This is a genomic window from Streptomyces sp. SID4985, assembly GCF_009863025.1.
GTDB lineage: Bacteria > Actinomycetota > Actinomycetes > Streptomycetales > Streptomycetaceae > Streptomyces.
The window spans coordinates 1-13315 of record NZ_WWIR01000410.1; the positions used below are offsets into that span (position 1 = coordinate 1).

Consider the following 13315-nt stretch of genomic DNA (forward strand, 5'->3'; position numbering starts at 1 on the left):
CACATGTGGTTCGGCGACCTGGTCACCATGGTGTGGTGGGACGACCTGTGGCTGAAGGAGTCCTTCGCGGACTTCATGGGCACCTTCGCGAACGTGGGCGCGACCCGGTTCAAGGACGCCTGGACGACCTTCGCCAACCGCCGCAAGGCGTGGGCCTACCGCGCCGACCAGCTGCCCTCGACGCATCCGATCACGGCCGACATCCGTGACCTCCAGGACGCCAAGCTCAACTTCGACGGCATCACCTACGCCAAGGGCGCCTCGGTGCTCAAGCAGCTGGTGGCGTACGTCGGGCAGGACGCCTTCCTGGAAGGGGCCCGCCGCTACTTCAAGCGCAACGCGTACGGCAACACCCGCCTGGGCGACCTGCTTTCGGTGCTCGCGGAGACCAGCGGCCGGGACATGACGGCGTGGGCCGCGTCGTGGCTCCAGACGGCCGGGGTCAACTCCCTCACCCCGCAGGTGCTGGTGAACCCCGAGGGCTGGGTGGACGAGCTGGCGGTGGTGCAGGAGGCTCCCGAGTCGCACCCCGAACTGCGCCCGCACCGCGTGAAGGTGGGCCTGTACCGGCGCGACGACGAAGGTGCGCTGGAGCGTTACGAGAGCATCGAGACCGACATCGTGGGCCCTCGCACGGTGCTGCCGGAACTGGTCGGCGCCCAGGTCCCGGAACTGGTGCTCGTCAACGACGACGACCTGACCTACTGCAAGATCCGCTTCGACGAGACCTCGCTGGCCACCCTGCGCGAGCACCTGGGCGCGCTGTCCGACCCGCTCGCCCGCGCGCTCGTCTGGTCCGCGCTGTGGAACCTGACCCGGGACGCGCTGCTGCCCGCGCGGGACTTCCTGGAGCTGGTGCTGCGCTTCGCGGGCCGCGAGTCCGACATCGGCGTGCTCCAGATGCTGCACGCCTGGGCGGGTACGGCCCTGGAGCGCTACGCGGCGCCCGAGTGGCGGGAGACCGGCGCCGACCTGCTGGCGCGGGGCGCCCTCGACGAGCTGCGGGCGGCGGAGCCGGGCAGCGAACACCAGCTGGCCTGGGCCCGGTTCTTCGCCTCGGCCGCCGCCGCGCCCGCCGATCTCGCGCTGCTGAAGGCGCTGCTCGACGGCACCGAGACCGTCGAGGGTCTGAGCGTGGACCAGGAGCTGCGCTGGGCGTTCCTGGAGCCGCTGGCCGCGCACGGGGTGGCCGACGAGGAGCTGCTGGTCGCCGAGCTGTCCCGCGACGACACCGCCTCCGGCAAGCGGCACCAGGTGCGCTGCCTGGCGGCCCGTCCCTCGGCGGCGGTCAAGGCGCAGGCGTGGGCGCAGGTCGTGGAGTCCGACCGGCTGTCGAACGCGCTGGTCGGGGCGACGATCGCGGGCTTCTCCCAGCCCTCGCAGCGCCGGCTGACGGCGCCGTACGCGGAGAAGTACTTCGCGGCGATCGACCGGATCTGGCGCGAGCGGTCCATCCAGATCGGCATGGACATCGTGAGCGGGCTCTTCCCGGCCTACCAGGACCGTCAGGAGACGCTGGACGCGACGGACGCGTGGCTCGCGGAGCACGCGGACGCGGCTCCGGCGCTGCGCCGCCTGGTGCTGGAGGCGCGGGACGACCTGGCCCGCGCGCTGCGCGCCCAGGCGTGCGACGCGAAGGCCGACGGACGCTGACGTTCAGCCTGACCTTGCGCCTGAGCTTTGGCCTGAACTTGGCCGCTCGGTGACCGTTACCGAATCCGGGCACGCCCACCCGTAACCCCTGGTCCTCCCCCGAACGGACCAGGGGTTTTCGGTGCCTACTCGGCATCCGAACACCCGTCCTTTAGTACCGCGTTGTCCGCATTCCTCGACGAGCGTGTAACAGGGGTTACAGGCGGGACGGGGGTCGGGCATTCCGTTGGGCATGACGCACAACACCCCGCTCTCTCCCCGCCCCCTCCGCCACCTGTCCGAGGTCCACCGCCGTGTGCTGTCGGCGGCCCAGCTGCGTTCGCACGGCGTGACGACGGCCGAGCTGAACGAGCGCTGCCGGGTCGGGGGCCCGTGGCGGCTGCTGCTGCCGAACGTCGTCCTGCTCCACTCCGGCAGCCCCACCAGCGAGGAGCGGCTGCACGGCGCCCTGCTGTACGCCTCGCGCGAGTCCACCCCGGGCGTCCCGGCCCAGCCGAGGGCGGGCGACCCGCACCGCTCGCCCTACGCGGAGGCGATGATCACCGGTCTGGCCGCACTCGCCCTGTACGGCTTCGCGGCCGCCCCGCCGCTCGCCTCGGCGGACCGGGTGGACGTCCTGGTCCCGAGGCTGCGCCGACTGCGCTCGGCCGGGTACGTCCGGGTGCGGCGCACGGCGGAGCTGCCCACCGCGCAGGCGGTCTCCGGGATGCCGGTGGCGCCGGTGCGGCGCGCGCTGGCCGACGCGGTGGCCCGGCTGACGGACGCGGACACCGTACGGCTGCTGCTGACCGAGGCGGTGCGCGAGGGGCACTGTGAACCGGCCGCGCTGGTCCGGGAGTTGAACCAGGCGCGGCTGCTGTCGCGGTCGCACGTGGTGGACGCGGTGGAGTCGCTGGTGGCCGAGGGCAGGGCGGCCGCGGAGGACCGGCTGTACCGGCTGGTGGGCGAGCACCGCCTGCCCGACCCGGTGTGGAACGTGGACCTGCGGCTGCCCGGCGGCCCCTACCTGGGCGGTGTGGACGCCTACTGGCCCGAGCAGGCGGTGGCGATGGAGCTGGACACCAGGGCCCCGCACCGGGACGAGGGCGAGCGGTGGGCGGAGTACGCGCGCAAGCGGGAGCACCTGGAGCGGCTCGGGATCACGGTCGTCCACGTCACCCCGCGCAGGCTGCGGGAGTCGGCGGAGCAGCAGGCGGCGGTGCTCCGTACCGCCCTGATGGCGGCGGGCGACCGCGATCCGGCGGCGTACGTCGTGGTGCTCCCCCGCTGATGACGCGGCGGTCCCGGGGCCGCTCAGTCGTCCCGGGCTTCCTGGGCTTCCCGGAGTGGCTCCGCCTCCAGGTGCCCCGTCGGCGGCCGCTCGCGCCACAGCCGCAGGGCCGTGTCGATGAGGGGGACCCGGGTCAGGGCGGATACGGCGGCGAGGTCGTGCCAGGCGGCCAGGTCGGTGGAGCCGTTCACCTCGTTGCGGAGTTCGCCGCCGGTGATGCGGCCCGCGTAGACGAGCCGCAGCGCGTGGAGGTCGGCCGGGCGGCGGAAGAGGCGGCGGTCCGGCAGGGTCAGCCGGAGGGAGTCCACGCCGAGGAGGCCGGTGACCTCGATGCGGTAGCCGGTCTCCTCGGTGACCTCGCGGCGCACGGTGTCGTACGGGTCCTCGCCGGACTCCATGCCGCCGCCGGGCAGCACCCACTCGGGGGTGCCGTCGGGGGCGGGTGAGCGGGCGAGCAGGAGCTGTCCGTCCCGGACGCACACGGCGTAGGCCGCCACCCTCAACTTCCGTCGCATGGGGGGACGTTAGCGCGGGGGCTCCGGGTTGGCCGGGGAATACCCGGGCGCGCTCCAGCGCAGCGGCACGGCCGCCGGGGTGCTGATCGCCTCGGTGACGGTGAAGCGGACGGTGCGCTCGCCGTCCGCGCCGAACTCGGTGTGCGCCTCGCCGGTGAGCTGGAGCGTGGTGCCGGTCGCCCAGTCGAGGAAGAGCAGTCCGGCGCGTGGGTCGGCGCGGAGGTTGCCGAGGGTGAGGAACATGGCGTTGCCCGGGTAGTCGCGCCAGCTCAGCTCGCGGGGTGAATCCACCCGCACGAAGCCCGGGTTGCCGCCCCGGTGGCTCGCGTCGGCCCCGCCGGGGTGGACGGTGGCGAGGAAGAAGGTGTCGGCGGAGGCCACGAACTCGACGGCAGTCTTGTCGAGTTGGCCGTGTCGTACGGGAACTCCGCGATCGCACCCCTCGATCCGCTCGTAGGTCTCTCTCCGCTGGATGTACTTGGGGCAGTTGGAGAACACCTGGTCCGCCGTCACCGCGAACCCCCGTTCCGTGGGCCGGAGTCGGCCGTTCAGGCGCATCCGGCGGCGGGTGCACGGGTCGAGGGCGATGGTGCCGACCGGGGTGCCGGGGGCGGCGAGGGCGGTCGTGAGCGGGTCACCCGGGGGCAGGTCCGGGCTGACGGACAGCTGACGGGGGCCGGTGGCGCGGGCGAAGCCGGGCTCGCCGGAGAGCGCGGAGGCCCACACCCGCCCTGTGCCGGGGTCGGCGGCGCCCACGATCAGCAGGGGCTGGAGGCCGAGGAAGGCGGCGGCGACCGGCTTGATGTCCTGGCCGAGGGAGCGGCCGACATGGTCGGCGCGCTCGCGTTCGCCCGCCCGTTCCTGCACGGCGAGCGAGCCCGCGTGGTACACGCCGTGGGCGTTGCCGTGGATGCTCATGGCTAGAAGAAACCGCAGGCCGGAGCGGAGTCGTCCGGTGCGGGGGCGTCCTCGGCGCCCTTCTCGGCGTAGATCTCCAGGCGGGTGCCGTCGGGGTCGTGGAAGAAGATCCCGCCCGAGGCGGAGCCCTCCCTGTGGGCGACCACCGACGCGTGGGCGAACTCGGCTCCGGCCGCCCTGAGCGCCGCCTCGTACTCCCGGACCCGGTCCATGGACTCCGCCTCGAAGGCGAGGTGGTGCAGTCCGGCACGCCCGCTGTCGTACGGCCCGGCGGCCTGCTGCCAGAGGGTGAGGACGGGGCCCTCTCCCGCGCGGGTGCCGAGGAACGCGTACCGCCGTCCGTCGCGCTCGCTCTCGGCGAGGGGGACGAGGCCCAGCGTGTCCCGGTAGAAGGCGAGCGAGCGGTCGAGGTCGGTGACGTTCAGGCCGGCGTGGCCGGTGCGCAGAGTCATGGCTGCCCCTTTCGGGCCGGTCGGCGCCGGGGCCGGCCGGTCAAGGATGTCTAACCTTCGTCAACAACGTTAGAAGGTTAGAGTCGATCGCGTCAACCGGTCACATACGCTTGAGCGGTTAGTGAGAGGAGTCCCCATGCCCGCGACGCCCGACCCCCGCCCGCTCGTCGGCGAGCCGCTCGCGCTCGACCTGCTCAACACCCGGTGGAACGGCGACGGCGCCCCGCGGGACCTGCTCACCGACGTGGACGGTCTCGCGGTGTGGCTCGCGTCGAACGGGCTCGCGGAGGCGTACCCGGCCGACGAGCGCACGCTGCGGCACCTGCGGGAGGCGCGGGAGGCGCTGGCCGTCGCGGTGGACGGGCCGCCGGAGCGGGGGGCGCCGCTCGTGGACGCGGTGCTCGGGCACGGGCGGGTGCGGGTCCGGCTGACCGCCGAAGGGCCGGGCGAGGAACCGGAGTTCACAGATCCGTCCTGGGGACCGGCGTGGCTCGCCGCCCGGAACCATCTGCACCTGATCACCCGGGCCCCCGACCGCATGCGCGTCTGCGCGCACGAGAGCTGCGTCCTGCGTTTCCTCGACACCTCCCGCAACGGCACCCGGCGCTGGTGTTCCATGGCCGCGTGCGGCAACCGCGCGAAGGCGTCCCGGCATTACGCCCGCACGAAGGAGAACTGAGCGGCAGGGAAAGGGAGTCGGTCGCATTCCGCGGGTAACCCGACCCTTATCGCTCCGCCCCATCGCGGGTTTTCCCCATACATCGATATCGATTCGGTCAACGGACCCCAAAATTCGGTCTCTTGGGAAAGGCTGTGCGCTCGTCCGGCACAGGACTCCTCACTCACAAGGGACGCCGATGACCCACACCCCCGAGCGCGATCCGATACCCGGTCCGAGACGGCTGGCCCGTACGGCCTTCACCGTGGGCGTGGTCGCCGCGCTCTGCACGGCCGGGCCCCTGCCGCTCGCTCTCGCCGCGGACGCGCCGTCCGCCCCGGTCACCGCGCCCGCGTCCGAGCCCAAGTCCGCGCACGACAAGCTCGGTTCGGACGACGCGGCGCTGCTCGCCGACGCCCGCGCCGAGGGCGTCAAGAACGTCACGATGATGATCGCGACCGCGCCGGGGCAGACCGAGCAGGTCGCGGACGAGCTGGACGCGGTGAACGGCGGCACGGTGGGCCGCACCTACGACAAGGTCGGCTACGTCCGCGCCACCGTCCCCACCGCCAAGGCGGCCTCGGCCATCGCCGCCGCCGCCAAGCTCTCCTCGGTGCAGGCGATCGACCTGCGCCGGGAGATCCCGCTGGACGACCCGGCCCCGGGCGCGGACACCGCCAAGGGCGCCAAGTCGGGCCGTACGGCCACCACTTACCCCGCGCCGAACAGCAAGACCCCGGCGAGGAACCCGTACAACCCGTCCTTCGAGACCGGTGCCGTCGACTTCGTCAAGGACCACCCCAAGGCCGACGGCCGGGGTGTCACCATCGGCATCCTCGACTCCGGCGTGGACCTCGGCCACCCGGCGCTGCAGAAGACCACCACCGGCGAGCGCAAGATCGTCGACTGGGTGACCGCGACCGACCCGGTGAGCGACGGCGACGGCACCTGGCGGCGGATGACGGTGGGCGTCTCCGGCCCGTCCTTCTCGGTCGGCTCCGGCACGGCCGCGGAGACCTTCAAGGCCCCGGCCGGCGCCTACAAGTTCAACTACCTGTACGAGTCCGCCACCACCGGCGGCGACATGCAGGGCGACCTCAACCGCGACGGCGACACCACCGACGCCTGGGGCGTGCTGTACGACCCGGCCACCGGCACGGTCCGCGTCGACACCGACGACGACCTGGACTTCACGAACAACCCGCCGATGAAGCCGTACAAGGACGGCTACCAGGTCGGGTACTTCGGCACCGACGACCCGAAGACGGACGTCGCCGAGCGCATCCCGTTCGTGGTCGAGATCCGCAAGGACGTCGTCTACAACTCCTCGGGCGCCACGGCCGACTACGTCAACATCGGCGTGATCGAGTCCGAGCACGGCACCCATGTCGCGGGCATCACGGCCGCCAACGGCCTGTTCGGCGGCAAGATGAACGGCGCCGCCCCCGGCGCCAAGATCGTCTCCTCGCGCGCCTGCACCTGGTCCGGCGGCTGCACCAACATCGCGCTCACCGAGGGCATGATCGACCTGGTGACCAAGCGGGGCGTGGACATCGTCAACATGTCCATCGGCGGCCTGCCCGCGCTGAACGACGGCGCCAACGCACGCGCCGCGCTGTACACCCGGCTCATCGACGACTACGGCGTCCAGCTGGTCATCTCGGCGGGCAACTCGGGCCCCGGCGCCAACACCATCGGCGACCCCGGTCTCGCCGACAAGGTCATCTCGGTCGGCGCGGCCATCTCCAAGGAGACCTGGGCCGCGAACTACGGCTCGGCGGTGACGACCCCGTACGCCCTGATGCCGTTCTCCTCGCGCGGCCCGCGTGAGGACGGTGGCTTCACGCCCACGATCACCGCGCCCGGCGCCGCGATCAACACCACCCAGACCTGGCTGCCCGGCTCCCCGGTCGCCGAGGCGGGCTACACCCTGCCCGCCGGTTACTCGATGCTCCAGGGCACGTCCATGGCCTCCCCGCAGGCCGCGGGCGCGAGTGCGCTGCTGCTCAGCGCCGCCAAGCAGAAGGGCATCGCCCTCACCCCGGCCGTGCTGCGCACCGCGCTCACCTCGACCGCGCACCACATCAAGGGCGCGCAGGCCTACGAGGAGGGCGCGGGCCTGATCGACGTCGTGGACGCCTGGGACTCCATCCGGGACGGCGCCGCCGCGCACGAGTACACGGTCAAGGCCCCGGTCGACACCGCGCTCGACGACGCCCTGAAGACCCCCGGCTTCGGCACCGGCCTCTACGACCGCGAGGGCGGTCTGAAGAGCGGCCAGCGCAAGACGTACGACGTCACGGTCACCCGCACCTCCGGCCCGGACCGCGCGGTCTGGCACACGCTGCGCTTCGTCAACGACCCGGAGCACACCTTCCGCGTCCTCGGCAGCCCCCTGGTGCGGCTCCCGCTGAACCAGCCGGTCACCGTCAAGGTGCAGGCGGCCCCGCGGTCGGCCGGGCTCAAGAGCGCGATCCTCGAGGTGGACGACCCGTTCACCGAGGGCGTCGACAAGCAGATCCTCAGCACGGTCGTGGTGGCGAGCCCGGTGGACTACACCCGCTCCCTCACCGGCTCGGTGCAGCGCAACAGCACCCGCTCCTACTTCCTGACCGTCCCCGCGGGCGCCAAGGCGCTGGAGGTCGCGATCGGCGGCCTGAAGACGGGCAGCCAGACCCGGTTCATCGCGATCCACCCGTACGGCACTCCGGTGGACAACACCAGCACGCCGTACTGCTACAACAACTACCTCGACGGCAACGGCTGCAAGCCCGACGTGCGCTCCTACGCCGACCCGCAGCCCGGCGTCTGGGAGGTCGAGGTCGAGGCCCGGCGCACCTCGCCGCTGCTCGACAACCCGTACAAGCTGGACGTCTCCGTCCTCGGCGCGGCCTTCGACCCGGAGACCGTGACGGTGCCCGAGGCCAAGGCCGGCGTCCCGGCCGACGCCTCCTGGAAGGTCGTCAACAAGTACGCCGCCCTGGACGGCAAGCTCGTCGGCGGTCCCCTGGGCTCCTCCGAGTCCGCCCGCCCCTCGATCAAGGAGGGCGAGACGCAGACCACCACCGTGACCGTCCCGGAGGGCGCCGAGTCCCTGGACGTGGCCATCGGCAACGTCTCCGACCAGGCCGCCGACCTGGACCTCATCGTGTACGACGCGAGCGGCAAGCAGGTCGCCCAGTCCGCCGACGGCGACTCGGAGGAGGCGGTCTCGGTGCCGTCCCCGGCCGCCGGGACGTACACGATCAAGGTCGTCGGGTACGCGGTGCCCTCGGGCACGACCGAGTACGACTACCGGGACCTGTTCTTCTCCGCGACCCTCGGCACCGTGACGGTCCCGGACACGGCGGTGAAGCTGGGCACCGGTGCCTCGGCCACCGTCACCGGCCAGGTCACGGCCAACACCGAGGCCCCGGCCGGGCGTGAGTTCTTCGGCCGGGTCCGGCTGGTGAACGCGCACGGCACGGTCGCGGGCAGCGGCAGTGTGAAGATCGGCTCGGTCACGCCGTAATGGGGTGACGTGAGATGACGTGAGCGGAGGGGCGGGCACTTCTTCGGTGCCCGCCCCTTCGGCGTGCTCAGCCTCCGCGTGCTCAGCCTCCGTCCGGGCAGGACTGGTGGCCTGCCCCCGCCAGCGCCCCGGTCACCCAGACGCGGCCCCACTCCAGGTCGTCCCGGGAGCCGTCCGGCTCGGGGGGCGGGTCGCCCGCGCGGAAGGTCTGCGGGTCCTCGGCGGCGGAGCCGGGGACCACGACGAGCATCCGGACGCCGGTGCGGTAGTAGCGGGGTGCGCCGGTGTCGTGGGCGGTGAACGTCAGCTCGGAGCGGCCGCCTGTCGGTGGCTTGTAGGAGCGGTCCACCTTCAGGAGGACGGTGAACACCCCGTCGGGCCCTGCCGGTTCGACCTGTTCGACCGTGCCCTCGGCGACCGCACGGGCGCAGGCGATCACCCCCTCCGGGGTGAGTTTGGCGCCCGAGGCGGCGGAGTCCGCGCTCGTACCGCCCCCGGCGTTGTGGGCCCCCAGCCAGGAGATCCCGACACCGAACAGGCCGACGGCGGCGGAGGCGGCGAGGGTGAGGAGGGCTGCGCGCAGGCGTCGGCGGGGGCGGGGTGGAGTGGTCTTGGTGGTGGCCGCCGCTTCGGGTGCCTCCTCGGCCGGTTCGTCCCCGGTCAGCGCCTCCGCGATCCGGGTCAGCTCCCGGCGCAGTACGGCCACGTCCGCCTCGGCCGCGCGGTGCTCGCGGCGGAAGCGGGGGGTCCTGAGGGCCTCCTCGGACGGCTCCTCACCGGTGATCGCGGCCATCAGCGCGTCCAGACCGCCGTAGGCCCCCGTGCCCTCGTCGTCCTCGTCGTCCTTGTGTCCGGCGGTCATGTCACACCACCTCGTCCTCGTGCAGCCGGGCGCGCAGCGCGCGGACCGCCGTGTGCAGCCTGCTCTTGACCGTGCCCTCGGGGACGCCGAGCTGTTCGGCGATCGAGCGCACCGGCAGGTCGGCGTAGAAGCGCAGGATCACCACCTGGCGCTGGGCGTCCGGCAGCTCGTCCAGACCCTGGGCGACGGCGAGGGAGAGCACGCTGGCCTCCTCGCCGGAGGGGAGCTGTTCGGGCCCGCGCAGGGCGACCAGGCGCTCCCCCAAGCGTTCCTGGCGCCGCTTGGCGCGATGCCAGTCCATGGCCAGGTTGGAGGCGACGACCGCCGCCCACGCCGAGACGTCCCGGGGCGCCTCCTGCCCGCTCGCGGCCCGCTCCAGGAGCCGCAGCCGGACCTGCTGCACCCCGTCCGGCAGGTCCGACTGCGGCACGCCGCCGAGTGCGAGCACCGCCCGTACCCGGCGTTCCTGTGCCGCGTCCAGCGGATCGTCCCCGGCGCTCCCCGCACCGGCGTACGCCCCCTGGCCGCGGCGCGCTCTTCCGCGCAGCACCAGCCACCCCCTCACCCGTCCGCCCCTACGACGCGGCAGGGGCGGGAAACGTTCGGCCGCGCCCGCCGAGGCGTACGTCACACGGCCGTGTGGCCGGGGCGGTCGCGGGCAGGGTCGGCGGGACGTCGCGGGGAACCGGCCGCCCCCGTGATCGTGTCCCACCCCTCGGGACAGGCCGGGCGAAGCCGGGCAAAGAATTGGACAGAGGGCCCGGGGTCGGCCGCATGATGGAAAAGCCCCGGTCAACGATGTGGCACAGCAGCAAGAGACAGCCAGAACCAAGGGAGTCGCCGTGAGGGTCGGAATCGTCGGAGCCACCGGTCAGGTCGGCACGGTTGTGCGCAGGATCCTTCAGGAGCGGGAGTTCCCGGTCACCGAACTGCGCCTGTTCGCCTCCGCCCGCTCGGCCGGGACCGTGCTGGACGGTGTGACGGTGGAGGACGCGTCGACCGCCGACTACTCCGGTCTGGACATCGTCATCTTCTCCGCGGGCGGCGCGACCTCGAAGGCGCTGGCCGAGAAGGTCGCCTCGCAGGGCGCGGTCGTGATCGACAACTCCTCGGCGTGGCGCAAGGACCCCGAGGTGCCGCTGGTCGTCTCCGAGGTGAACCCGCACGCGATCACGGACCGCCCCAAGGGCATCATCGCCAACCCGAACTGCACCACCATGGCCGCGATGCCGGTCCTGAAGGTGCTGCACGCGGAGGCCGGCCTGGAGGCGCTGGTCGTATCGACCTACCAGGCGGTGTCCGGCTCGGGCCTCGCGGGCGTCGCGGAGCTGCACGGGCAGGCGCAGAAGGTCGTGGCCGACGCCGACAAGCTGACCCACGACGGCGCGGCGGTCGACTTCCCGGAGCCGCAGGTCTACAAGCGCCCGATCGCCTTCAACGTGCTCCCGCTGGCGGGCTCGATCGTGGACGACGGCCTGAACGAGACCGACGAGGAGCAGAAGCTCCGCCACGAGTCCCGCAAGATCCTGGAGATCCCCGGCCTGAAGGTCTCCGGCACCTGTGTCCGTGTCCCGGTCTTCTCCGGCCACTCCCTCCAGGTCAACGCCCGCTTCGCCCGCCCGATCTCCCCCGAGCGCGCGACCGAGCTGCTGGCCGAGGCCCCGGGTGTCGCCCTGTCCGACATCCCGACCCCCCTCCAGGCGGCCGGCCAGGACCCGTCCTACGTGGGCCGCATCCGCGCCGACGAGACGGTGGACAACGGCATCGCCCTCTTCATCTCCAACGACAACCTCCGCAAGGGCGCCGCGCTGAACGCGGTCCAGATCGCGGAGCTGGTGGCGGCCGAGCTGAAGGGCTGACCCCGGCCGGGCTGAAGGGCTGACCCCGGGTCGCGGGTCAGGGGCGCGTGCCGATGGCGGCGCGCGCCCCTGACATCCCCTACGGCCTGCGCACCTCGTACAGGAAGCAGCCGTACTCCACCGCCCTGACGTGCACGAGCGCCACCTCGGGGTCGGCGAACGCCTCCGTGAGGGCGCCCTCGAAGTCCTCGGGCGGCGTGACCAGCCGACCGCCCAGGATGTGACCGTCACGGGAGTAGCGGCGCAGCACCCGGTGGGCCTCGGTGAAGGCGAGCCCCTCGGACTCCGGGCCGCCGCACCCCTCCGCATGGATGAACACCGGCCCCTGCTCGTCGTACGCCCCCGGCACGGCCCCGGTCTCGGCGGCCCAGCGGCGCAGGGGCGCGTAGGAGACCAGGGCGATGAGTTCGCCGGGCTCGCTGCGGCGCAGACAGCAGCGGAGCGGGGCGCCGCCCTCGGGGTCTTCGGCGAGGGCAGGGGGTCGTCCCGCGTCGTCCGCCGTACGCAGTTCGGCGAGGGCCGGCTCCGTGATGGCGCGCGGTACGTGAGTGGTCGTCGTGTGTGTGGTCATGCTCCCCAGGTTTGCCGCCGCGCGGCGCGGTGACCGGCGGGATATGGACATCGCGCTCGCGGAAGTTGCGTGGAAGGATGGCGCAACCCACACATAACGAGGAGATGACCGCGTGCCTGGCACAAACCTGACTCGCGAAGAGGCGCGGCAGCGGGCGCAGCTGCTCACCGTTGACTCGTACGAGATCGATCTCGACCTTTCCGGTGCGCAAGAGGGCGGGACCTACCGGTCCGTGACCACCGTGCGCTTCGACGTGGCCGAGAACAACGTCGAGTCCTTCATCGACCTGGTCGCCCCGGCCGTGCACGAGGTGACGCTGAACGGGGACGCGCTGGACCCGGCGGAGGTCTTCAAGGACTCGCGGATCGCGCTGCCCGGCCTGCTTCAGGGGCGCAACGTCCTGCGGGTGGTCGCGGACTGCGCGTACACCAACACCGGTGAGGGTCTGCACCGGTTCGTGGACCCGGTGGACGAACAGGCGTACCTGTACACGCAGTTCGAGGTGCCGGACGCGCGGCGCGTCTTCGCCTCCTTCGAGCAGCCGGATCTGAAGGCGACCTTCCAGTTCACCGTGAAGGCGCCCGAGGGCTGGACGGTCATCTCCAACTCCCCCACCCCGGAGCCCAAGGACAACGTCTGGGCCTTCGAGCCGACCCCGCGCATCTCGTCGTACATCACGGCGCTGATCGTCGGCCCGTACCACTCGGTGCACAGCGTGTACGAGAAGGACGGCCAGTCCGTGCCGCTCGGCATCTACTGCCGTCCCTCGCTCGCGGAGTACCTGGACTCGGACGCGATCTTCGAGGTCACGCGGCAGGGCTTCGACTGGTTCCAGGAGAAGTTCGACTATCAGTACCCGTTCAAGAAGTACGACCAGCTGTTCGTCCCGGAGTTCAACGCGGGCGCGATGGAGAACGCGGGCGCGGTGACCATCCGCGACCAGTACGTCTTCCGGTCCAAGGTGACCGACGCGGCGTACGAGATGCGCGCGGAGACCATCCTGCACGAGCTGGCCCACATGTGGTTCGGCGACCTGGTCACCATGG

At 72.3% G+C, this 13315-nt stretch carries 12 protein-coding genes; 6 read left to right on the forward strand and 6 right to left on the reverse strand.

The window, feature by feature from the left end; genetic code table 11:
- A partial coding sequence (gene pepN, locus GTW40_RS18105; RefSeq protein WP_161181247.1) for an aminopeptidase N occupies positions 1-1653 on the forward strand: 1653 nt, incomplete at its 5' end.
- Between the two features lie 232 nt (positions 1654-1885).
- Entirely contained in the window at positions 1886-2923 is a 1038-nt protein-coding gene (locus GTW40_RS18110; RefSeq protein WP_161181248.1) for a hypothetical protein, read from the forward strand.
- Between the two features lie 23 nt (positions 2924-2946).
- Here GTW40_RS18110 and GTW40_RS18115 read toward each other — a convergent pair whose 3' ends face one another.
- From GTW40_RS18115 to GTW40_RS18125, 3 genes are read right to left on the reverse strand one after another with little or no spacing between them, the layout of a single operon-like run.
- Positions 2947-3438, reverse strand: a complete 492-nt coding sequence (locus GTW40_RS18115) for an NUDIX hydrolase (protein ID WP_202486065.1) — start codon at positions 3436-3438, stop codon at positions 2947-2949.
- A 9-nt stretch (positions 3439-3447) separates the two neighbouring features.
- Positions 3448-4356, reverse strand: a complete 909-nt coding sequence (locus GTW40_RS18120) for a pyridoxamine 5'-phosphate oxidase family protein (protein ID WP_161181249.1) — start codon at positions 4354-4356, stop codon at positions 3448-3450.
- Between the two features lie 2 nt (positions 4357-4358).
- The gene (locus GTW40_RS18125; RefSeq protein ID WP_161181250.1) at positions 4359-4808 is read right to left on the reverse strand and encodes a VOC family protein; all 450 of its coding nucleotides are present in this window, start codon (positions 4806-4808) and stop codon (positions 4359-4361) included.
- A 136-nt stretch (positions 4809-4944) separates the two neighbouring features.
- Here GTW40_RS18125 and GTW40_RS18130 point away from each other — a divergent pair, with 136 nt between their 5' ends.
- Entirely contained in the window at positions 4945-5487 is a 543-nt protein-coding gene (locus tag GTW40_RS18130; RefSeq protein ID WP_161181251.1) for a CGNR zinc finger domain-containing protein, read from the forward strand.
- A 178-nt stretch (positions 5488-5665) separates the two neighbouring features.
- The gene (locus GTW40_RS18135; protein WP_161181252.1) at positions 5666-8977 is read left to right on the forward strand and encodes a S8 family serine peptidase; all 3312 of its coding nucleotides are present in this window, start codon (positions 5666-5668) and stop codon (positions 8975-8977) included.
- A gap of 82 nt (positions 8978-9059) precedes the next feature.
- Here the strand turns inward: GTW40_RS18135 and GTW40_RS18140 are convergent, their stop codons facing one another.
- Both GTW40_RS18140 and GTW40_RS18145 read right to left on the reverse strand, forming a co-directional pair.
- Positions 9060-9839, reverse strand: coding sequence for a hypothetical protein (locus tag GTW40_RS18140; RefSeq protein ID WP_161181253.1), 780 nt, complete (start codon positions 9837-9839; stop codon positions 9060-9062).
- Position 9840: 1 nt separating this feature from the next.
- Positions 9841-10389: a sigma-70 family RNA polymerase sigma factor gene (locus tag GTW40_RS18145; protein ID WP_161181254.1), complete on the reverse strand. Its 549-nt coding sequence runs from the start codon at positions 10387-10389 to the stop codon at positions 9841-9843.
- Positions 10390-10681: 292 nt separating this feature from the next.
- Between GTW40_RS18145 and GTW40_RS18150 the strand changes: the two genes are divergently transcribed.
- Complete coding sequence (locus tag GTW40_RS18150) at positions 10682-11698, forward strand: aspartate-semialdehyde dehydrogenase (protein ID WP_161181255.1); 1017 nt, start codon at positions 10682-10684, stop codon at positions 11696-11698.
- Between the two features lie 79 nt (positions 11699-11777).
- Here GTW40_RS18150 and GTW40_RS18155 read toward each other — a convergent pair whose 3' ends face one another.
- Positions 11778-12269, reverse strand: a complete 492-nt coding sequence (locus tag GTW40_RS18155) for a DUF1203 domain-containing protein (RefSeq protein ID WP_202486066.1) — start codon at positions 12267-12269, stop codon at positions 11778-11780.
- 112 nt (positions 12270-12381) lie between these two features.
- On the opposite strand from GTW40_RS18155, the gene GTW40_RS18160 reads away from it, so the two are divergent.
- On the forward strand, positions 12382-13315 hold a 934-nt coding region (locus GTW40_RS18160; protein WP_343245734.1), incomplete at its 3' end, for a M1 family aminopeptidase.